We start from the raw sequence: 23,740 nt of genomic DNA, 5'->3' as shown, positions 1-23,740 counted from the left end.
GCAAAGTTCCGTTGATTAAACGAAAAATACCAATCGTAAATTACAATCGACTATAACTTCAAGTTATAATGAGAAGCTAAATTTTGAATAAACAATTCTGATAATGAATCTGATTTCCCGACTAAAGTAATGATATAAAAGAATCTTTCAATCGATAATTTCTCCACATCTAAAACAATTAATTCTTTATTTCTCAATTCTTTACTTACAGCATGAATAGACATAAAGGCAAAACAATCTGAATTTAGTAAATAAGATTTAATACTTTCCGTACTTCCTAACTGCATTTCAATTTGTAAATCGGAGAATTTCAAACCTACTTTTTTTAATGCAAATTCTATAACTTCAAGTGTTCCAGAACCGCGCTCTCGAGTTATGAATTTCATTGATTTTAAATCGTTTAATGAAATTTCATTTTGTTTTACAAAAGAATTGTTGCTGTTGCAAACCAAAACTAACTCGTCTTTTAAAAACGGAATGTATTTTATGGATTGATTTTTTGACTGCCCCTCTACAATTCCAATTTCGATTTCTTTATTGATTAGGGCATTTTCAATTTGTTCAGTGTTTCCATTCAGCAAATTGACTTTTATGTCTTTTTGCTTCTGATGAAAACTGGCTAGAACTGGAGAAATAATATATTGCGAAATAGTTGTGCTTGCTCCTAACCTTAATAAACCTTGGCGTTCTTTGTTGAAAGAACTCATTTCAAAATCTATTTCGCGGTAAATATCAAAAATACTCTTAGTATATTTTAATAGAATCTTCCCAGCAGGAGTTAAAGCAATTTTAGAACCGTTACGTTCAAAAAGTTTGGTTTTATAAGTTTCTTCGAGTTCCTGAATATGTTTGGAAACTGCCGGCTGTGTAATATACAATTCTGTCGCCGCTTTAGTAAAATTAAGGCGGAGCGCAACGGTGTAAAATACTTTTAGCCTAAAATCCATAATCATAAATTTTTAATTCTTAATCTACCTTACTCCGTAATACTTTTTACAATAAAACAATTTAAAAATTTATAACAAAAGCTCAGGTCGATACTCAAAATGCATGGTGTCATAATGTTTCCAATTTCCTCCCCAAACAAAACCATATTTTTCAAAAATTGAAACTAGCTTGAGAGGAATTTGATTTCTATACGAAAGAGCAGCTTCTTCATTTTTACATTTACAATCCCATTGCCAATAATTAGAGTTTTTGACATTAATATCTATTGTCATTCCATAACTATGCATACTCAATCGGTTTGTTCCTGAAATTTTTCTCCAATTAAATGTCCCCCCAATATCAGTAATGTATTTTTTATATTCTGGTTTATTATCTAATTCTGCCGAGAGTTTTTTTACTATTTTATCAATTCCATTTACAGTTGTTACTTTTATTTTCTGATTGATTAATTTTGGACACCAAATAATTTCAGTCATTTTTGATTCAACTTCTGATTTTGAATTACCGTAAATTTTCTTAAAAAAAGCTTCATTTCGAATTCTTCCTGGATCTTCCTTTGGAATTACATTCTTATCTGCTCTATTATAAACAAACTTAAATTGATCTTCAATATCAGGATTATCTAATAATTCTTGATTCGTTTTATTTTTAAAATCATCATAAATTAAAGTTGTTTTATCACTAAAAATAATCTTATTACCCTTATAACCAACAATTTGATCTGGATATGCTTTAATTAATTTTTGAACATTCAATGGAACTTCTTGAGAAAAAGCATTTTGAAATATAAGGACTAAGAAAAAGAATCGTTTCATTTAAAAACGTTTTAATTGTGAGGAATTAAAAGTCCATTCGGGGGTTTTTAGGGAAGTTCCAAAATCGACAGCGTACCAAGGACTCAAAGAACTGTTATTGGGATTTTTCAATATTTGAATTTCCTGTGCTGGCATATAACTTTGTGCTAAAAGCATAATTTTTTGATTATTTTTTGGATTCACAGCCATATCAACTACAATAACAGCATGGCCTGGAAAGCCTCCTTTTATAAAAACATCCCCTATTTTTATGTCTGAAACATTAATTGGTTTTAGTTCTTTTTCTAACGAAGCCGTTCCTGCATACATAAAAACCGTCTCTAAGTATTTCCAATAAGTTTCATAACTTTCAGATGCTTTTGCAGTTTTAACCCAACTTGTTTTGTTGCCTTTAACTGCAATTCTGTAACCTGCTGCCCATTTACTAAAATCAGCTCGAAAACCATTTGTAAAATTAAAATGTATTTTATCGTACTGTTTTTGGTTATAAAAATAATCCGCTCGTAAACGCATCACGGCATCAGCACATTGATGCAAATCCTGTTTCCCAATGGGTAAGTCCACAACTGCCTCGTAAACGTTTCGATTTGTTTTTACAGTTCCGTCAAAATATAAAACATTTGAACCTGAGTTCTTTAATGGAAGATTTCGTAAAAAAGATCCAAACGAAGTTTTAGATTCCTCTTCTCTCACAAATCCCTGAGGTGGTTCAAAACGTTGTTGAATTGTATTTCCCAAAAGATTATTATTGGTCGTATTATTTGCCTTTGAAAATGAAAAAAAACAAAAAATTACCGTCAAAATTGCTACACTAAACAAGAATTTAACTCTCATAATTTATATTTTTTTAATTGACAATCAAAAGATTACAAAAATCCAGATGGAATTCGATTATATTTCATTACAACAATCCGTTGTATTTTCTAACAAATTCTAAATCCCTTGATTATCTAGTATTTACCTATTGCTTCAATCCCAGTATTCGAAAATCTTAATATCTCAGTTGTAATAGGATATCCAGAATTATTATATTCATCAAGAACAACAGGACCTAAACGTTGAGAGAAAAATTCAAAATCTTCTTCAGCAAAAATATAACAAAAGTCTCTTACTGGAATTACCGCATAAAAGGGAAAACCAATAGTATTTTGAACTAGATTTTTAATTTTCAGAGAAAAAAGACATGAACTTTTAAGCGCTATTTCTTCAATATTAATCATACCCAATTTATGATTGTCAATATCTTCAAATTCAATCTTTGCTTTATCCAGAAGGATTTCTAAATTGACGTCAGCTTGCTTTTTTAATTCTTCAAAATTTATTTTCCAGTCTGACAAATCATCTGTAGTTATGAATGAAAAACCATTATTGAGATTTAATGCAAAAACCTTACTGAATTCATTAGTAACTTTTTCATGCACTATATTATCAAACTCAAAATCATTCGGAAAAAATTGAATAATTACTTTATCGTTGATATTTTTCCAATCTTCTTTCTTTGATAAATGTGAAATGATTACATCAACTAAATCAGTAATATGGCTATCATCAGAGTCCCTCTCATAATTTCGTTTGACATTTTCTAGACTAACTTTTAAATCGGATTCCTCTGCATTTATATGAATCAATCCTTCTTCATCAATAGAATCAATAAATAAACCTTTACTTTCTAGTTGCTTTTTAAACTTATTTAAAACAACGTCTTCTTTCTTATTCTTTTTAAAAGGATTGTACATATTCAATAATCTTAGGTTTTAGAAATTAAAATAAGGTATACAGAAATTATAGAGTATGCTATCTTAATTTTCCAACAATCATTCAGTAATTTTTTTAAACTAGTTACCAAAAAATCTGCATTTCTGCTACTACTTTCCATGATTCTCCATAAACCAAATTACCATCAATTAATTGGTATGGATAATAAAATATAAAAGCTTCTTTTTCTCTTTCATGTTCAACAGAAACAGCTATTGCGGAAGTGTTATTCTCTTTCAAATTAACATCATAAAAAATTGCAACAGCTTTAAAATCATTTTTTCTCCAGCGTAGTTCTTTCTTTAATTCACCTAAAACAGAAACTGATTCGGGAAAATCGATTTCTTCATCTTCTTCCAATAAAATCTGCTCTACTTTACCATCACTATTTATCGCAGAAGCTAATGGATAAAATTCACCATATTCTTTTAATAAACTCTCTACAAAAGGAAATGTACTATCTAAAATATTTTGAATATCATTCATGACACGATGACTTAACTTAACTTGAAAACCTTTGTCTCTTTGTAACTTTGAAACTAACTACAACAACCCATTATACTTTCTAACAAACCATTCTGTAGTCAATAAAACAGCTATCAAAATCAACAGCCAAACCCAATCAATAATTGGAGTTTTAGTTGAAATATTCTTTTCAATCGATTTGTATTCTTTGTTTTCTAAAAGTGTGTTGGTCAAATTATCAGCTTGATCTTCAAAGAAAGCTTTTCCATTTGTTTGCAAAGCCAATTGTTGTAATTTTAAAACATCCGGATTTACAAATTGTTTTTCAATATCAAAATCTAAAATTTCAAAATGACTTGCGTATGAAGTATTTGAATTTAATTCTTTTACAGTAAAATTATATTTTCCCGCTGGAAGTCCTTCTAAATTGGCTGAAAACGAATTGCTTCCTTTTAGTAAATCGTAATTTTTAGTTTGCTTTGTTTCGGCATTTACAACACTAATTGTAAGTCTGGCTTTCTCATCAAACTCATAGTTTTTATTAAAATATTGAGCATTGATAATGATTTCTTCACCAGAATTATAAAAACTTTCATGCGTAACTACTAAAGATTTTTTTGAACTTGCTGAAGCTAAATATTGAATAATTTTATCAATAAAAACATCATACTTTTCAAAAGACTGATTGTCTACATGACTTTGTAAACGCCATTTCCAGCTGTTTTCTCCTAAGAGAAAAGCAGTTCTTTTACCTTGATTTTCGGCGAAAGCCAATAATGGGGCATTTGTAGCAACATTTCTAATTTTTGATGAAAGCAAAACAGATACATTTCCGTCTGTAGTTATATTTCCGAAAGGATTCTGCAAAGGCGGCAAATTTTCAAAACCTATATTATCAATTGCAAAAAGATTAAAATCAGAATGAAATTCGCTAAGAAAATCTTCTCGTTGATTGCTCATTTTAAAAATCAGATTATTTTGCTGCTGATTCAGAAAATTAAAATCGGTATTATTTCCAGTTATAATAAAAGTATTTCTTCCAGCTAATTTATTAGAATCAAAAATTGCTTTAAAAGCAGTTGTTGGCTGATACAAAACCAAAACAGAAACATCTTGTAAATCATTAATTTGATTTGGCTTAACCAATATTACTTTACGTTGTGCATTAACTTCAATAGAACGTTTTAAAGCGGCAATATCTGGATGATTTATAGCCGAAACAATAGCAATAGTCGACTTTTGATCAATTATTTCAACTGCAAAATTTTTAATATTGTTATAGCTGTTTTTTTCTTTTGCAACAGATTGAATACTTGCTTTATAAATTTGTAATCCAACTTTATCAGCTGGCAAAAGCAAATTGAGAGAAGCTGTTTTTTTTGAAGGTGAAAAAGAGACCTTTTCTTTAGCAACAATAGAATTTCCCTGCGTAATTATAAAATCAGCATTTACAGCTTTTGTACCTGCATACTGAAGAAAAACTTCTACTGGAAATTTATTTTTATGAAAAGCGTATTTGTTTACGTTAAGCTGATTGATTTTTAAATCGAAAAAAGTGGTTGTATCTCCCACAACCAAGGGATAAACTTTATTGACAGGATCGAATCTATAGACGTAGTCGTTTCCTGTAGTCTGATTTCCGTCTGTAATTATAACAGTTGGAAAAATCAGGTTTTTGTTGATGCTTTTTAAATTTTTAGCTACTTCATCTAAATTGGTTTGATTTCCTTTAAAATCAAATTTATCTGAAGTTTTAAAATCGTTGTCAAATTGATAGGATTGAATTTCGAATTTTTCCTTTAAAGCTGGATTCGAAACCAATTTTTGATATAATTCAATTGCTTTTTTATCCGATTTCAAAGCGGTAATAGAACTTGAATTATCAACAACAATTGCTAAAGGTGTTTTAGTAATTTCGAGCGAATTCTTAGAAATTATTGGATTAATTAGCAAAACCAATAATCCGAAAATAGCTAGAAAACGTAAAAAAGCCAAAAGTATAATCACATTGGATTTACTTTTGGCTTTGAAAAAATATTGAAAATACGATAAACCACCAGCAATTACTAAAGAAAGCAATAATAAAAGAATCGTGTTTGTCGTCATATTTGTTTAGTATTCAGTAATCAGTTTTTTAGTGATCAGATTCAAAAAGCCGTGACTACGACTGTTAAAGTGTTCAGTTATTCAAGAATTAAAGAAAAACTGAATACTAAAATCTGAACACTGAAAACTATTAAGTAAGCATTCCTCCGCAAACATTAAGTACTTGACCAGTAATGTAAGCGCTCATGTCAGAAGCCAAGAAAAGACAAGCATTTGCAACATCTTCTGTAGTTCCACCGCGTTTCAATGGAATACCTTCTCTCCATCCTTTCACTACATCTTCTGATAATTTTGCAGTCATTTCAGTTTCAATAAAACCTGGAGCGATTGCGTTGCAACGAATGTTACGAGAACCTAACTCTAATGCTACAGATTTTGTAAATCCTATTGCACCCGCTTTAGAAGCGGCATAATTTGTTTGACCAGCATTTCCAGAAACTCCTACTACAGAGCTAATATTAATGATTGATCCTGCTCTTTGTTTTAAGAATGTTTTTTGAATCGCTTTTGTCATATTAAAAACCGATTTCAAGTTTACATCTATTACTTGGTCGAAATCTGCCTCAGACATACGCATTAACAAATTGTCTTTTGTGATTCCAGCATTGTTGATTAAAATATCTACAGTTCCAAAATCGGCTAAAACAGCATCTACGAAAGTTTGCGCTTCGTTAAAATCTGCTGCGTTTGACTGATAACCTTTTGCTTTAACTCCTAAAGCATTTAATTCTGCTTCTAAAGCTTCTGCAGAAGCAGCAGATGAACTGTATGTAAAAGCCACGTTAGCTCCATGTTTAGCAAAAACTTCAGCAATTCCTTTTCCGATTCCACGGCTTGCACCAGTAATAATTGCAACTTTTCCTTCTAGTAATTTCATATTAAGGTATTCGTTTTTATTTTTTGAAATACAAATATAGAGTATTTGGGCGTTTAATAAAATTTGTCATATAAAAAATGGCTTATAATTTTATTCATTTATAAAACAAAAAAAACAGCTCAATAAATAAGCTGCTTTCCCAAAATAAAAAAATAAAACTAAAACTCCTATAGATAATTTTGCTCTGCCATTGCAAAAATTATTACAAGAACTACAGCAATAATCACCATTCTGTTGATTGAGTTGTAAATATCTTTTGTTCCTTCTGTTTTAAACTTTTTGCTTTGTTTAAGAATATCCCAAATCACAAATGGGATAAAAACTGTAATTGACAAATAAAGAAAAAGCCTCATATTATCTCTGAAAAATGTTGCTATGGTGATTAGTAAAATACTCCACAAAATGAATGCGGTGTTTATTGGCGTAAAATATTTTTTCATTGTATAAGTTCTTGAATGCTGAAACAGTCTTTACAGCTTTAATAAGTTCACTGAATATTATTTACAAAAAAGCAGTCCAGTTAACTGGAACTGCTTTTCTTCCAAAATTTAAAACGAAACTAAAAATTAATCTCTTGTAGAATGTTTACTGAAATGCATAAGTACTCAGTCTGAAGCCATTGTTATTTGCATTGGCGAATGTGAATAATTTATTAGATGCATTAAATACAAACGTTTCTTTTTTTACATATAATCCTTTAGAGTTTGTTAATTCAGCATCTATCTTTGCTAATAAATCTGGTTGAGGAATAGTTGCTCCTAAATTATTCTCCCAGGTCCCTGAAATCAATTGTAAAGTCTTGTTAGCTGCATCTTCTTTTACAGTTATATTATGAAATATGGTAGTTTTTCCTCCTGTAAAAGTATACGCTATATAGCTGTCTCCATTTGCGTCATTAAAGGTAAACTGTACTCTATTGACTTTCTGCGTAGAAGGTAAATTACTGTTTATTTCGTTTAATAATGCATTGCATAAAACCGAATTTGAAGGCGCTGTAGCTAAATTTGCTGCTATATATCCATAAGCAGTAGATGGACTTTTTAACATTGGTTTATAATCTGTAGTGATTACAAACGGAATATTAGAATACTTAATTGAAGCACTTACACCATTAGTTCCAGTTGCTGTAAAACTTCCATCGGCGCTATTATAAATAAAATTACTTAGTTTTTGCTCTCCAACTTTAATTGCTGGGCTAATAACAATACCATTTGGTGTATATCCAATACCTATACCATTAGTACTATTAGGATCATTATAGTTTGTAAAGCGTGTTATTGTGGTATAAGGATAAAAATCATACGTTTTCTTAGTTGTACCATCGAAAATTTCTACACCTCTATTTGCACCGAAGACATTACTGCCAATTACATTTGGAATCATTAAGAAATTCTTAGGCAAATCATCCCAATCTTGAGCCGTTGCTTTTACAAAACGTATTTCTGAAGAATTAGTATCACCAGCAGTTCTATTAGCTTTAAAAATAAGCTCGCCATTATCTTGTCCGTAATACAAAAATTGGAAATCTCCTAAATATCCTTTACCTCTTAAAGCTGTTGTTGGAGAAGCTGTTGGGCTTGAATCTGACAATAAATGAATTCTATTTTTAGTAGTAAATACTAAGCTGACAGTACTTCCTAATTGAATGTTATAATCACTAGTGAATTTTGTAGTTGATGCGGTATTAAAATCCGATGCCATTTCAACTTTTCCATCTGCTGTAAATTTAAACAAATGTGTAAATCCTCCTAATTGTTTATCATCAGTAAAATAAACAGCTCTCCAGCCATCAGGTGAAGTTAGCAAAACTTCTTGCAACTCACTTTTTTGAGCATTCAAACGTTCTGTTGGGGTTTTATCAAACTTTTGCTCAACCTCTGTCTCCGTACAAGCTGTTAGTTGAAGCATAACTGAAGCAACAACTAAATGCTTGAATATATATTTTATTTTCATAATACTTCTTTTAAAGTTTTTAGAATTTCTAATTAATTATTGATCACATTAGTTGTATTCTTTTCTGCCTCATCTCTTAAAGCGTAGAAGTCCATATTAAAGGTATCTTTGAAATATTGAACTACAATAGCTTCTTTTCTTTGAATATCTGCTCTTGCTTTTGCACTTGATATACTCGCCAATATTGCTGCATATTCTGCTTTTGTACTAATCAAAATAATCGACGCTGTTTCTGCAAAATCTTCGACGACATTTGATCTTGCATAGTTTGTAATAAATCCAAGTTCTCTAGAAGCTGGTGTTGTTTCAAGATGCCAAGTTGCAGTATATCCTGAAGGAGTTATTTTCCCCCATGCTTGTTCATCAAAAGGTTTTGTCTGATTTAAAATATGAATATATTCGTGCTGAATGGTATGGATAAATTCTGCAACAATTGCACGATTCTTTCTATTTAAATTATCCACCTCAAAAAGCGTAATTCTTTGTCCACCTTCGGCAATACCTAATGTTCTTGTACCGTTTGAGTTCGAATTAACACCACCAACTAAAACAATTTCTCTAGGTGCAATTTTTTTAACAAAATCAGCTCCTCCGATTGTTGCATAACTTTTAAGCCAAATTTGCTGTACAATTTCCAACGCCGGCTTTACTTTATCTAAAGTAGGAGGAAATAAGAATCTCGTATTATCTACAGTATTTTGGTTCCACTTGTATTGTGCATTGATATTGTAAGGAACCAAATAATTAGTGTCAATCCATTGATCTAGTTCCGTTTTAAGCGGTTGATTATAATCTAATTGACTTTCTTTAGGCTGATCTTCTTGTGCACAAGATGTCAAAGCTAAAGCTCCAATAAATACCGCTATTTTTTTATATTTATTTACTATTCTCATAATACTAAAATTTTATTTATCTAGGATTTTTTTCTACTCCGTTACTTGATGCGCTTAAAGGAATTTGTAACGCTCTGCGGTTATCATCTTTTTCCAAAGTATTTGTTGGTTTGTTAAATGTTTCGTGTACTACAACAATGTTAAAACGTTTAACATCAAACCATCTAATTCCTTCATGAATAAAATCTCTTCTTCTAGTTTCCGCAATTGCTTTAACATAAGAAGTCTGCACAGGTGTCATCGAATAATAAGGAGTATATTCGTCTGCAATTACTGGATATTTAGCCTCCACTTTTGCCCTTGTAAGTTTATCTGTCGCTGCGTTATATCCTGTAGTTCTTGTACCAAAGAAATATTCTAATTCAGTATTAGCTTCGTCAATACGATTTTTCATTACAAGCGCTTCAATTCTGTTCAAATAAAATTCATCGTAAGATAAGAGAACTGTACCTAAATAAGGTTGTCCAATATTTGCCGTAAGATTTGTATACTTAAAATACTCTTTAAACTTTGGAGAAAAAACGGTCATGCTACTATTGTATGAATAGGTTTTATAAAGCCAAGCTTTTCCAAAAATATTCGTTGAAGCACCTAAAATATTTTGACTTCTATCTCCTGCCAAATAAAATCGGTTAAGTTGAGTTGCTCTAGCATAAATTGAATAAGCTGAAACTACTAGCAAATTAGCAGGCTCTACTGATTTTGCATATTCAATAAATTGAATATTAGGATCTAAAGCTGTAAACGCCAAATAATTTCTTAGTTTCCCTACTGGCTTTGAACCTAATCCTTCTGATACTTCAAGAACTTTATCCCAATCTCCTTTTATTAAATAGAAACGGCTTGCAAATGCGTTTGCCGCTTCTTTTGTAAAGTGAAATTTTGGTTCAGAATAGTTATTGCCAACAAGTTTTAATCCTTCTTCAATATCTTTTTGTATAAAATCAAAAACTTCTTTAACTGTATTTCTTTTATACTTTTTAATTAATACTTCCTCTGGTTCAGCAACATAAGGAATACCTAAATCTTTATCAGCTGTTAAAGGATTATACCTTTGTGACCAAAATGAAACCAACATAAAGTGTGAGTAAGCTCGAGCTAATAAAGCTTCTCCTTTCTGAGGATTTAAACTCGAAGGATTTCCTAATTCGTTAATCGCCTGTAATGCTTTATTTGCATGGGCAATTGCTCTGTAACAAGCATCCCAGTAATTAGCCTGTGTATCAATGTTTGTTTCATTGTTCATTTCCCAATTATAATTTTGCTCATTTTTGGGTAGAGTTTCAGCTAACTGTCCATCACCAACGTTATCTGTCATTGTTTCTGCAAAATCCATATAAGTACCACCTGTTGGATATGCATTAACCAACAATTCTGATATTTTGTCTGCCGTATCTATTTGAGTCCTATTGTCTGGAGTTTCTGAAAGGAAATCATCACAGCTGCTAAGAGTAATCACTAATAATAATGAAAGTGTTATTTTTATATTTTTCATAATCAAAACAATTATAATGAAAGGTTTAAAGTGAATGTGTACTGAGAAGTGATTGGAAATGCAACTCCTCCTGTATTACGGAATTCAGGATCTTGACCATTTAATTTCTTATCAGAATAAATTAACCAAGGATTAACAGCTGAACCTTTTAATGTGAAAGTGCTCACCCCTAATTTCTGCTTGAATTCTTTTGGAAACTCCCAGCTTAATGAAATATTCTTTAATCTTACAAAATCGCCATCTGCAATTCTTACATCAGAGTAATTATAGGTATTGTAAGCTCTAGACAACATGTTTCTTCCACCATAATCTGTAATCAATCTCTTATCTGCAATAACTGGTACGTTTGTATAATTCTCATCACCTGGATTAATCCAACGATTAGTATATTCTTTTGTAAATACAGTTAAATCATCATACTGACTATCATATACTGGGTTTAAACGAACCTTATTCCCTCCTGATCCAACGAAGAAAACATACAATGACCAGTTTTTATAAGTAAATGTATTTGCTAAACCAATTGATTTATTTGGTTCAATAGATCCTTCATACTTCAAGTAATCAGTAACATTATCATTATCTTGAAAATTAGCACCTGTAATATTATCTGTTTCACCCGGTGCCATAACAAATGTTGGAAGACCTTGATTGTTTAAACCTGTAAATTGATATGAATAAATTGAGTTTCTAGGATGACCAATAGCATTTCCTCCATTTCCATCAATCAAATCAAATGCTGTTGGTTTATTCTCTAATTTTGTAATTTCTTGTTTGAAAACTGAGAAATTAAGCGTAGTTGACCATTTAAAATCACGGCTAGCGATATTTTGAGTCGTTATACCCACTTCAATACCTTTAGTTTCCATGTTTGCATTATTTCCCTGCTTAATTCTTTGACCTCCAATTCCAGATGTAATTACGTAGTCAACTAAATCAAATGCTTTACGACGATAAACATCAGTCACGAATTGCACTCTGTTGTTGAACATTCCTAAATCAAGTCCAATATTAGTTTCGAACTGTTTTTCCCAAGTTAAATCACCGTTTTGTAATTGATCAATTTGTATACCTGTTTCTCTGTCATCAAGATTTAAACGATCAGAGATAAAACTTTTATAAATAGCCAAAGAGTTAGTCGCTGGCCCAGCAGTAGCTGTTAAACCATAAGAACCTCTTAGAGCTAAATTATTGATTGCTTTAAGATCTTTCATAAATTTTTCTTCAGAAAGGTTCCATTTTCCACTAAAAGTATAGGTAGGTAGCCATCTTGATGAACCACTGTCTCCTTGTCTGTTTGATCCATCATAACGTCCTGTTACAGAAGCCGTATAACGACGATCATAAGTATAACCAACTTTTCCAAAGAAACCTACTGTACGTTCTCTTTCGGCATTAAATCCATAATAAGAGTTTCCTTCGTTTATAACTTTCTCGATCAATCTAGGATCGGTAAAAGCGGTAAGACCTCTATCATATTGAAGACCAGCCGCTATGAAATTATCACTATTTCTATCTACAGAACGCAATTCAGTACCGAAGAAACCTTCCAATTCGTGTTTTTCAGCAAATGTATTTCTATAAGTAACACTATTTCTAATATTATAAGAAGTCATGTCATTTGTAAACTTTCTTAAAAAGCCTCCATTAGGCAAGACAGAAACACCAGGCGCTGTTAAATCATTTGGATCTTTATACAAAAAGATATTCTGATCTCTTACGATTGTTGTTTCCATCGCATTGTAAGCACCAACAACGTTGGATCCTTCCAAAATTTTATGTTCTCTACTTGTATTTGCATAACGAGCAGATCCAGTTAAGCTATAAGTTAAATGTGGAGAAATTTTATAATCTAAATCCAACTGGAAACGAATATCTTTCACATCAATATCTAAATAGTTAGTATTTAACTCATTTATGATATTCATTGGAGCCCAGTTATTTCTGTAATACTCTAAATTTCCATTTTCATCATATGGCCTTAGGGTTCTACTTGTATTTAATACATAACTAAATGGGTTAATATCAAAATCCCTTGTTACTTTTCCAAAAACTTCATCTTTTTGACTTTCGTAAGTACCAGGAGCACCTTGTTTTCTAATAGATGCCAATGTAGATAATGTAAGATTTAATCTGTCATTAATATAGAAAGTTCCTTTAATGTTTGATGATAATTGTTGTACATTATCAGCAATAGTCCATCCTGGATCTGTATAATATCCTAAAGAAGCGTAAAAAGTATTATTCTTTCCTCCACCTGAAAAACTTAAAGAGTGATTTTGCGTAATAGAAGGTCTAAATAAAACGCTAAACCAATCTGTATTAGCTAATTCATACTTTTTTAAGAAATTGTTACGGCTTACAGGATCATTATTTACTAAATAACCGCCAGTTTCTGGATTATATGTATTGATTGCTCTTCCAAGAATATTGTAAACTCCTCCATATCTTCCTTGAACAGTTGATGGCAAATCTAGAAAACCTTTGGATTCCATTTCTTTAAAAATACTCATTGACTCCTGAGAATTTAAAATATCATATTGCGTGTAACTTGGTACAGATCTCACAGTTTGTTCTAAATTGTAACTCACTTTTAACGGAGAATCTCTACGTCCTTGCTTTGTTGTAACTACTACAACTCCATTTAACGATCTTGAACCATAGATTGAGGTAGCCGACGCATCTTTCAATATTTCAATACTTTGAATGTCATTTGCATTTAATCCTGCAACTGAAGAACTTAACAAAGTCTCTGAATTTCCTGAAGCTAAGTCAGCAAAAGTTATATTGATAATATCTTCCTGTACAACCCCATCAATAACCCATAAAGGTTTTGTATCTCCAAAAATTGAAGAAGATCCACGAACTGTAATTTTTGGTGCTGTACCAAATGTACCGGTAACGTTTTGTACTGTAACCCCAGCAGCTTTACCTTCGATCATTCTACTGACATCTACTACTCCATCCACTTTTAATTCAGCTCCAGAAATTTTACTGATAGCTCCTGTAAATGTTCTTTTCGAAGTTTTTTCGTATCCAGTTGTAATCACAACCTCTTTAAGATTTTGCCCTGCTTCAGTTAAAACAATTGTTGGCGTAGTATTTTCTATACCGATTTCTTTAGATTCCATACCAACGTAAGAAATAACTAAACGATTCACGTTAGCAGGCATTTCGATAACGAAATTTCCATCAAAATCGGTCAAAACTGCCGTTTTTGTCCCCTTAGCCATAACAGTAGCGCCTGGAAGTGGACTTCCTGTCTGATCTGTTACTTTTCCTTTAATAATTGGGCCAAAAGTCAAAAGTTCAAATAATGAATCATGGTTATTTACATTCGCAAAAGAACCAGAAACATTTTTTTGAAGTACAATTTGATTGCTGACCTCAGAAAAAGTTATATTAAATGGCACTAATATTCTGCTTAGAATACTAGATAAAGTTTCTTGATTTGCTTCTATACTAACTTTCTGCGAAAGCTGAGGCAGTCTAGAATTATAAGAAAATTTTACATGAGCAGATTTCTCGATTTTAGATAAAGCATTGTCTAAAGTTAGATTTTCGACTGTAATTGTAACTTTAGTATCTAGTTTTTTCTGCCCATTTACATTATTTGCGAAAGTAACACTTGAAAAGATAAGTGCTAACACAAATTGAAACAGCGTTATTTTCATGATTTGGTGAAGTAATCGTTGCTTGACAACAGGTTTTTTCATAATTTTGGTTTGTTTTGATTAATACTATTCGAGTGTATTTTAAGAAACATCATAAATTACTCTTTACAGAGAGTGATTTACTAAATTCAAGTGTCGAGAATGTTACAGCATCTTCGGCACTTTTTTATGCATTCATTTTTTACATAGGCAGTTATCTCATTTTTTAGCTTTAGACAATCAGTTTAATTTTGGTTCTTTTATTTTTTTATTCTAATTGAATTAGAGCTCTAGTTACAGCCAGAAGTCGTAATTACAATTTGATTTCCATTCATTTCATAATTGGTATCATTACCAATACTTTTACAAATAATTTTCAGTTTTTCTGCCAATGGCTGATCACTCAATGAAGTGGTTAATCGGCAGTCTTTTAATTTATCATGTGGAAAATCTATATCTACTAAATAAGCCTGCTCAATTGTTTCAAGAATTTGTGCCACAGGAATATCTGTAAATTCAAAACTTAACTGCTCAATATTGGTAACACTGTTTACTAAGACGGGATCGGCAGTAATATTTGTAATTTTATTAAAGACAAATTCTTTACGTGCAAAACGTACAGCTTGATTAGGAAGCAATACTATTTCTTCGTTTTTAACAGATCGTGCTAAATCATTAGATTTTACTCTCACTTTACCAGTACGAACAAGTACTTCGACATTTTGCTGATCTGGATAAGCTTTTACTCTAAAACTAGTACCAACAACACGAGTAACAATTTCATTTGCATAAACAAAAAATGGCTTTTTAGGGTTTTTACTAATTTCAAAAAAACCTTCACCAGATAAATACACTTTTCTTTCGTTTCCTGTAAAGATTTTAGGATAGCTTAATTTACTATTAGGCTGTAACAATACAGAGCTTCCGTCGGATAATGTAATGGTTTGAGATTTTTCAGTATTGTTGGTTTGTTCTACCAAACCTTCGTTGTTCTCTTGTACCAATTCATTGTATGTTACTACATTGTCGTTTGGCAAAATATCATTTTTAAAAAACCAAGCAGAGAACAAACCAACCAAAACAGCAGCGGCAATACCAGTTGTCCAGTATCTAACCGTTCTACGTTTTCTAGTTCTTAAAGTTTCCTGAGAGAGTACCTCTCTTTGTTCAATTTTTTGCCAAGTTTCTTTTAAAGCTTCATGAACTTGACTCGAAGATAATTTTGAGTCTGGCACTCGCATGGCTAAAAGTAAAAGCCTTGCATCTTCAACTAATTTGGCTCTTTGAAGATTTTCTAAAGTCCATTCTTCCCAGCCTTGTTCATCAATTTTAGATAAAATCCATAATTGAAACGATTCATCAGCTAAGAAGTCTTCTATTTCGGTATAATTATTACGTTTTTGCATCTTATTATTAAGGTTACAAAAACATAGAGGACAGTTTTTATATTATATACTCACTTATTTAAGATTTTTTTTTGATTATTTCTTAAAAAATTACAAAACCCCTGAAGATATAAGGATTAGGAGCGGAATACTTCCTTTCCATTCTTTACGAAGACTTAACAAACCACGATGCAACAAGTTATTTGCAGATTGATAATTCACATCTAGAAGCTCCGCAATTTGATCCACACTCAAGCCTTGATGATAACGAAGATACAATGCTTCTTTCTGACGCCCAGGTAAATCGTTTAATAATTTATTTAAGTACAAAACACGTTCTGCGGTAACTTCATCTTCTACCAGAGCATTTTCTATAGAAAAATCAAACAAAAATTCCAAAACATCTGTAGTAGTTGTTTTTCTAAAAACATAGTCTCTTTCGTGTAAACGGGCAATTCTTTTCCTGACACTAGAAAGCAGATAAGCCTTTACAATTACATTATCTTGCAATGAACCACGATAAAGCCAGATATCAGCAAAAACATCCTGAATACAATCTTGTACCTTCTCTGCAAAAGGGCACAACGAATTTCCGTAATTAATTAAATCACAATAATATTTCTCAAAAAGTAAAGAGAAAGATCTTTCGTCACCATTTTTTAAATTATTCCAAAGAATAAAATCGTCTAGCATTTTGTTTTTTAAAATGTGGCTCATATCGTAAAAACTTTGAGGCGTAAGAATCAAATCATGAAAAGAAGAACAAAAATCATCTTCCAAAAATAATATGAATTAATTACATTAATTAAAATCGGCTTTCTACAGTTAATTAAAAAAATATGCATTCAGCAAACTTTTATTTAACAAAAAATAAACAAGATTTTTACATAAACGAAAGATTTAATTCATACAAAATGAATCAAATTTTAACATTATTTTTTATTTATGTTTGATAAATATAGAAAAGCAAATGATAAAAAGCCAATTATTACAAAAAAAATAAAGCTTTTTTTAAATCCGTCAGTATTTCCGTAGTTTTTTTACTTAATCTTAAATTTACTATATATTAAATTTTAATTAACTAAATAGAACTACCAACTTCATCATTAAAATATCTAATATGGATTTTTAGTCAATTCCTACAGGTTTGATTTGGTAGATAAAATTTGAGAGTTTTAAAAATTCCGTTTACAAGCGGAATTTCTTTAACAAAAAAAAGCCCTACTAAGTAAGGCTTTAAACTAATAAATAAAATTATAAGTCTAATTTTTTACAAACTTTACAGTTGAAGTTCCTTTTAAACTTTTGACCTGTAAAAGATAAGTACCTGATTGAAATTTTGAAACATCAATTTTTGTTATGTTAGAAGCATTTGGTATCGTTAAAACTAACTGTCCCAAAACGTTATACACAGTAATTGATTCTTTTTCAAGATCATTTTTAGATTCTATATTTAAAAAATCCCTCACTGGATTTGGATAAATATTAAAATGCTCTTCAAATTTAAAATCTTGAGTCCCTAAAGTAGTTTTAAAAACAGATAAGGTTTTATTCGTAAGGATTGGGAAATTATAATCAAAGTAGATGCTTGCTTCATTTGTAAAAGAATCCCCTACTTTTAAATCCGGTAATGTTTTTATTTTAAAAGCAATATAACCATCATTATTAGCATCGTCAAAAGGGAGGTGTATATTTTCAAAAATAAATTCCACTTTGTTTTTATCTGAAATTCTGGTAACAAATGAATGACTTGAACTAGTTGGAATTAAAGTAGAAATATCAAATTTTGAAAGATCAATGATATCTTTTACGACAATATTTTCGGCAGGATAAGTTCCAGTATTTTCAAATCTAATGAGATAATGTACATACTCTCCTATCAATTCTGGTTTAATAACATTTCCTTCTAAACAGGTTTTATCATTTGGATCGTATGCATCCACAACGGTTTGATTAAACTCAAAACTATTATCTGCCGGCATTTCATCAACTTCTTGAGAACTTATTGTGGCTTTATACTTTAGAATATCATTAATATTTACTGCTGGGGTTTCTGATGGTGAATTAACATTAAAAACCAATTGAATTTCTCTGCTTTCAAGAGGTTTTAAATTGGAGAAATTCCAAACTAAGTTATTCAGATTTTGAGCAGAAACGCCAAAATTTGAAGAAACTAAATCCAAAACTGAGTCATCAAAATTAAAGTTTACTGTTCCTGACTGAATTGTATTACCTTTATTTTTGTAAACCAATTTATACTTAGCATCAAAACCTGGTCTGGCAGCATCTAAAGGAATAATTATAATTTCTAAATCATTATGAACTCCTAAAGGTGTTACACAAAAATTCTGAACAAATGGGCTTGTTTGCGCAGGAAATTCAACTTGCAAAAATGTTGGATAAACAGTAAAATAATTAGGATTTTCGAGTGCTGGTGTTATTTTATAATTACCCTCTTTTAGTTTTATTGAATAATCTTCTGTTACACTAATTATACTTCCGTTTATCGTACCGTCAGTAATGTCAAGTTTAAAATCTGCAGAAATGTCGGATGAATCACAACCATTTGTATTAAAATCCAGTTTTTTAACACCTTCGACCAGATAGTTATTTCCTCCTGGTTCAAATGAACAAAAAGAATTGACATTAACATTTAACTGATGGAAGAAATTAAGATAATTCTCTATCTGTGAAATTTGTTCTTCATCTGTACAAATAAATTTTAGATTTTCATTTCTAGCTATCGTTACATCGTTTTTAACATTTCCGTTCTTTATATATATAGATTCCAGCAACGGATTATCTATTACCCACAAAATACTTAAACCTTTTAATTTATTAAGATCAATGGAGGTTAAAGAAGTATTATAAAACCCAACAAAAGAAAGATTAGGAGTAACTGGAAGATCGATAGAATCAAATTGATCATTTCCAAAATCTATAAGTTCCAACTTCATTAAATTAGAGATATTTAAATTCTTCAAGAAATTATCCCTACACATTAATTGCCTTAAGCTTATCAAATCCGTAACATCAAGATTTGTTAAATTATTATATGCACATAATAATATCTCTAATTTGGTCAAGCCTTTTAAATCGAGTACATTTAAACCTAAATCTGAACAATATAAAACTTCAAGGTCTACAAAATTTTTCACTTCAAAGTTGGACAATCGAGTTCTCGAAAAATTTAATGTTCTTAAACTCAAAGATGTTGCAGCATTTAAATTACTCAATGGGTTATCTTGGCATAATAAGTTTGTTAATTTTTCACATCCTTGCAAATTTAAACTTGTTAATTGATTCTCACTGCAATCAACATTATCCAAACTAAGACATCCTAGAACATTTAAATTATTTAAAATATTTTTTTTACAATCTAAAACATTCAACAGATTCAGTCCACTAACATCTAAAGAAGATATTTGGTTTTCTGCACAATATAAAAATGTCAAATTACTAAAACTTTTAATTCCAACTAAAGAAGAAACATTAGACTTGTTTAAACTTAAGCAATAAACATTTAAGGCCTCAGATAATTGAATTTCTCCGTCCTTATTAATATCAATTAAAATACGGTTTCCTTTCTGATCTAAGGCTATTGAGTTTTCTGTATTTGCTTCTAATAATTTTGCTTTAAAATTAGCATCTGGAATATTAATTATCTGTGCATTTAATGACGTAAAAAAGCACAAAGCCAGTAATAGCAGGTAGTTTTTAATCATAGATTTAGTTTGTTTTCGGTTTTTAAATATATAAAACCAAAAATTAAAATCCTATAGTTTCATAAAAAAAGCCTTACTAAATAACAGTAAGGCTTTTTTTATTTTGATAAATTGTTCATTAAAAAGCTACATTCCATCTCGGCAATTTAGCATTTTCATCTAAGAAATTTTGCAAAACCTGTCCTTCAACAGCAGTTGGTATTGCTTTCACATCACCAGTGAAAGTTTCATACCAAACTACTTCAAGGGTAGCAATGTTTTCCAATTTCATTTGAGCAGGCCATGAATATTTTCTTCCTGTTTTTGCAAATTGGTGTCCGTTTACGATTTTATCATATAAACCGCCGTTTTTGCTTTTTAAGGTTCCATCATTCTGAACAGTTCCTGTAGAACCAACCATAATTAATTCTTTTGAATCACCTTCAACAGCATAAACCACAAAGATTCCAGCGCTTCCTTCTGGAGCATTACAAACTTGTTCTAAACTATCTTCAACTGTAAAAGTAAAACTATTGCTTACTTTAAACTTTTCTAATTCTTTATTCATAATTCTTTTTTAAGCTTCTAAGATACTGAGGTACTAAGATGCTAAGATTTTTCTATTTTTTGCCTCAGTCTTAAAAATGTAAAAAGTCTCAACAAAATATTGAGACTTTTTGGAATTTATTATTTTAAATAGCTGGAGATTATCCAAGTACTTCTTTTACTTTTTTACCAATTTCAGCTGGTGAATCAACAACGTGAATTCCGTTGTCTCTCATGATTTGTTTTTTAGCTGCAGCTGTATCATCAGAACCACCAACAATAGCACCCGCGTGACCCATTGTTCTACCAGCAGGAGCAGTTTCTCCAGCGATAAATCCAATAACTGGTTTACGGTTACCGTCAGCTTTTACCCATTTAGCAGCATCAGCTTCTAATTGACCTCCAATTTCACCAATCATGATGATAGCTTCAGTCTCTGGATCGTTCATTAATAATTCAACAGCTTCTTTAGTTGTAGTTCCAATGATTGGATCTCCACCAATTCCGATAGCTGTAGTAATTCCTAAACCTTGTTTTACAACTTGGTCAGCAGCTTCGTAAGTTAAAGTTCCAGACTTAGAAACGATACCAACATTTCCTTTTTTGAAAACGAAACCTGGCATAATTCCAACTTTAGCCTCACCTGGAGTGATTACACCTGGGCAGTTTGGACCAATTAATCTAGAATTTCTTTCTTTAACATAATTATTTGCTTTAATCATATCTGCTACAGGAATTCCTTCTGTAATAGCAATAATTACTTTAATTCCAGCATCAGCAGCTTCCATAATTGCATCAGCAGCAAAAGCTGGCGGAACAAAAATGATAGATGTATCAGCTCCAGCTTGATCAACAGCATCTTTAACTGTATTAAAAACTGGACGGTCTAAGTGGCTTGTTCCACCTTTTCCTGGAGTAACACCTCCAACAACATTAGTACCGTACTCAATCATTTGAGAAGCATGGAAAGTACCTTCGCTTCCTGTAAATCCCTGAACAATTATTTTGGAATCTTTATTAACTAAAACACTCATGATATATATTTTATGTAGTTTTTAAATTTGTGTTGCAAAAATAAGGTTTTGTAATGTATTTTGCCTCTTTTATTGTCAAAAAAATATTAAGAAAATTGACTCATTTGATAACCTCTGTAAAGTTTATCATCTTTTATCTGCCAAATTGTTGAAAAATGTGCCAGAAGCATCTCTTCTCTAGGATTCTCAATTGTTTTTACAAAATGAGAATAACGCACTGATACTAAATCATCTTCGCTAATAATATGACTAATTCTAACTTTAGAACGTACATAAGCACGACTAAGTTCGTTGGCCATTTCGATTATCGAGTCATAATCCATCTGAATAAAACCTTTACTGCTGTTCCATTCAAGTGTAACGTCAGGATGCAGATATGTTTTTAAAATTTCGCTATCAATTAAGGCATCTGACTTATAAAATTTCTGAACAAATTCTTTAATAGACATATTACTTCAATTTACTTAAAATTTCAGGAATCTTCTTGATATTAGCTAATTGTTTCAATTTCTCTCTAGACTCCTCAATTGGAGTACCAAAATAGGACTTTCCTCCTTCAACTGATTTTGTCACACCTGTCTGCCCCATTACCACCGCTTTTGTACCGATAGTAATACCACTAGTTGTTCCAACTTGACCCCACATCGTAACTTCATCTTCAATAATTACGCAACCGGCAATACCAGTCTGCGAAGCTATTAAACATTTTTTACCAATAATAGTGTCATGACCAACATGAACCTGATTATCCAGTTTTGTTCCTGCTCCAATAGTCGTATCCCCTGTAACTCCTTTGTCTATTGTACAAAGCGCACCAATACCAACATTATCTTCAACAACTACTCTTCCGCCTGAAACTAACTGATCGAAGCCCTCAGGACGTTTCTTATAATAAAAAGCGTCAGCTCCTAGAATAGTTCCTGCATGAATAATCACATTATCACCAATAATAGTATGATCGTAAATGGATACATTAGAATGAATCAAACAATTCTTTCCAATTTTTACGTGATTACCAACAAAAGTATTAGGTTGAATGATAGTTCCCTCTCCTATTTCTGCTGTAGGTGCAATCGCTACATTTGCAAATTGAAAAGGTTTGAAATGTTTAGTAAGAATATTGAAATCTCTAAACGGATCGTCAGAAATTAGAAGTGCCTTACCTTCTGGACAATCCACTTCTTTGTTGATCAAAACAATGGTCGCTGCCGATTGTAAAGCTTTATCATAATATTTTGGATGGTCAACAAAAACGATATCACCTGGCTCAACCACATGTATCTCGTTCATGCCCAAAACTTGGAAGTCTTTGTCACCAATAAATTTGCAATTAAGCAAATTTGCAATTTCTTGTAAAGAATGAATCTTTTGAAATTTCATATAGTATAATTAGAAAATTTGTCAATTAGAAAATGAGTCAATTAGAATATGAATATACAAAAATATGTCGATTCATAAATTATCTAACTGACTCATTGTCAAATTATCTTAATTAAAAAAAATTATTCTTTTACACGCTCCATGTAAGAACCTGAAGCTGTATCGATTTTAATTTTATCTCCTTCATTAATAAATAAAGGAACGTTGATGTTTGCACCCGTTTCTACTGTAGCGTTTTTCGTTGCATTTGTAGCAGTATTTCCTTTTACTCCTGGTTCAGCATAAGTAACTTCAAGAATTACAGATGCTGGCATATCCACTGATAATGGTAAATCAGTTTCTGTATTGATCTGAACCATTACGTTTGTTCCTTCTTTTAACAAATCTGGAGCATCTAGAATGTTTTTGTTTAAAGAAATTTGTTCAAACGTTTCAGCATTCATAAAGTGAAATTCATCACCTTCTGGATACAAATATTGAAATGTATGTGTTTCAACACGAATAACGTCAATTTTGTGACCTGCAGAAAAAGTATTATCTAATACTTTACCTGAAGTTAAGCTTTTCAATTTTGTTCTTACGAAAGCTGGACCTTTTCCAGGTTTTACGTGAAGAAATTCAATAATCTTATAGATATCGTGATTAAATTTAATACACAATCCGTTTCTAATATCTGATGTAGATGCCATTTGTTTTTTTTATTTTAGATTTTAGTCCCGAAGCCTCGGGAT

General features: G+C 31.1%; 20 protein-coding genes. All 20 read right to left on the bottom strand.

Features of this window, described 5'->3' with window-relative positions; translation table 11 throughout:
• Positions 1–50: 50 nt before the first annotated feature.
• On the bottom strand, positions 51–947 hold the full coding sequence (locus P2W65_RS17760; protein WP_289659693.1) for a LysR family transcriptional regulator: 897 nt from the start codon (positions 945–947) through the stop codon (positions 51–53).
• Between the two features lie 69 nt (positions 948–1,016).
• Complete coding sequence (locus tag P2W65_RS17755) at positions 1,017–1,763, bottom strand: M15 family metallopeptidase (RefSeq protein ID WP_289659691.1); 747 nt, start codon at positions 1,761–1,763, stop codon at positions 1,017–1,019.
• The gene (locus tag P2W65_RS17750; protein WP_289659689.1) at positions 1,764–2,597 is read right to left on the bottom strand and encodes a DUF4846 domain-containing protein; all 834 of its coding nucleotides are present in this window, start codon (positions 2,595–2,597) and stop codon (positions 1,764–1,766) included. It abuts the gene before it with no gap.
• A gap of 116 nt (positions 2,598–2,713) precedes the next feature.
• Entirely contained in the window at positions 2,714–3,499 is a 786-nt protein-coding gene (locus P2W65_RS17745) for a hypothetical protein (RefSeq protein ID WP_289659687.1), read from the bottom strand.
• Positions 3,500–3,602: 103 nt separating this feature from the next.
• On the bottom strand, positions 3,603–4,004 hold the full coding sequence (locus P2W65_RS17740; RefSeq protein WP_289659685.1) for a hypothetical protein: 402 nt from the start codon (positions 4,002–4,004) through the stop codon (positions 3,603–3,605).
• 57 nt (positions 4,005–4,061) lie between these two features.
• On the bottom strand, positions 4,062–6,089 hold the full coding sequence (locus P2W65_RS17735; protein ID WP_289659683.1) for a hypothetical protein: 2,028 nt from the start codon (positions 6,087–6,089) through the stop codon (positions 4,062–4,064).
• Between the two features lie 130 nt (positions 6,090–6,219).
• Positions 6,220–6,966: a 3-oxoacyl-[acyl-carrier-protein] reductase gene (gene fabG, locus P2W65_RS17730; protein ID WP_095929284.1), complete on the bottom strand. Its 747-nt coding sequence runs from the start codon at positions 6,964–6,966 to the stop codon at positions 6,220–6,222.
• A gap of 167 nt (positions 6,967–7,133) precedes the next feature.
• A complete protein-coding gene (locus tag P2W65_RS17725) occupies positions 7,134–7,406 on the bottom strand; it encodes a hypothetical protein (protein ID WP_289659680.1) in 273 nt (90 codons plus the stop codon).
• 145 nt (positions 7,407–7,551) lie between these two features.
• Positions 7,552–8,919 carry a DUF4302 domain-containing protein gene (locus P2W65_RS17720; RefSeq protein ID WP_289659678.1) on the bottom strand — a complete coding sequence of 456 codons (1,368 nt, stop codon included), beginning with the start codon at positions 8,917–8,919 and terminating at the stop codon, positions 7,552–7,554.
• 32 nt (positions 8,920–8,951) lie between these two features.
• Positions 8,952–9,812, bottom strand: a complete 861-nt coding sequence (locus tag P2W65_RS17715; RefSeq protein ID WP_289659676.1) for a zinc-binding metallopeptidase — start codon at positions 9,810–9,812, stop codon at positions 8,952–8,954.
• A 16-nt stretch (positions 9,813–9,828) separates the two neighbouring features.
• Positions 9,829–11,307 carry a RagB/SusD family nutrient uptake outer membrane protein gene (locus P2W65_RS17710; RefSeq protein WP_289659674.1) on the bottom strand — a complete coding sequence of 493 codons (1,479 nt, stop codon included), beginning with the start codon at positions 11,305–11,307 and terminating at the stop codon, positions 9,829–9,831.
• 11 nt (positions 11,308–11,318) lie between these two features.
• Positions 11,319–15,023: a SusC/RagA family TonB-linked outer membrane protein gene (locus tag P2W65_RS17705; protein ID WP_289659672.1), complete on the bottom strand. Its 3,705-nt coding sequence runs from the start codon at positions 15,021–15,023 to the stop codon at positions 11,319–11,321.
• Positions 15,024–15,250: 227 nt separating this feature from the next.
• Complete coding sequence (locus P2W65_RS17700; protein WP_289659670.1) at positions 15,251–16,366, bottom strand: FecR family protein; 1,116 nt, start codon at positions 16,364–16,366, stop codon at positions 15,251–15,253.
• 90 nt (positions 16,367–16,456) lie between these two features.
• Complete coding sequence (locus tag P2W65_RS17695) at positions 16,457–17,062, bottom strand: RNA polymerase sigma factor (RefSeq protein WP_289659668.1); 606 nt, start codon at positions 17,060–17,062, stop codon at positions 16,457–16,459.
• A gap of 545 nt (positions 17,063–17,607) precedes the next feature.
• Positions 17,608–20,070 (bottom strand): DUF7619 domain-containing protein, encoded by a 2,463-nt coding sequence (locus tag P2W65_RS17690; protein WP_289659666.1) that lies wholly within the window; start codon positions 20,068–20,070, stop codon positions 17,608–17,610.
• Between the two features lie 118 nt (positions 20,071–20,188).
• On the bottom strand, positions 20,189–20,617 hold the full coding sequence (locus P2W65_RS17685) for a hypothetical protein (RefSeq protein WP_289659664.1): 429 nt from the start codon (positions 20,615–20,617) through the stop codon (positions 20,189–20,191).
• Between the two features lie 139 nt (positions 20,618–20,756).
• Positions 20,757–21,629 carry a succinate--CoA ligase subunit alpha gene (gene sucD / locus P2W65_RS17680; RefSeq protein WP_115887225.1) on the bottom strand — a complete coding sequence of 291 codons (873 nt, stop codon included), beginning with the start codon at positions 21,627–21,629 and terminating at the stop codon, positions 20,757–20,759.
• An 86-nt stretch (positions 21,630–21,715) separates the two neighbouring features.
• Positions 21,716–22,078 (bottom strand): nuclear transport factor 2 family protein, encoded by a 363-nt coding sequence (locus P2W65_RS17675; protein ID WP_289659660.1) that lies wholly within the window; start codon positions 22,076–22,078, stop codon positions 21,716–21,718.
• 1 nt (position 22,079) lies between these two features.
• Positions 22,080–23,009 (bottom strand): UDP-3-O-(3-hydroxymyristoyl)glucosamine N-acyltransferase, encoded by a 930-nt coding sequence (locus P2W65_RS17670; protein WP_289659658.1) that lies wholly within the window; start codon positions 23,007–23,009, stop codon positions 22,080–22,082.
• Between the two features lie 122 nt (positions 23,010–23,131).
• Positions 23,132–23,698: an elongation factor P gene (efp, locus tag P2W65_RS17665; protein ID WP_095929274.1), complete on the bottom strand. Its 567-nt coding sequence runs from the start codon at positions 23,696–23,698 to the stop codon at positions 23,132–23,134.
• Positions 23,699–23,740: the final 42 nt, after the last annotated feature.

Source organism: Flavobacterium panacagri (genome assembly GCF_030378165.1).
Lineage (GTDB): Bacteria > Bacteroidota > Bacteroidia > Flavobacteriales > Flavobacteriaceae > Flavobacterium > Flavobacterium panacagri.
This window is presented reverse-complemented; position numbering and strand designations above follow the sequence as displayed.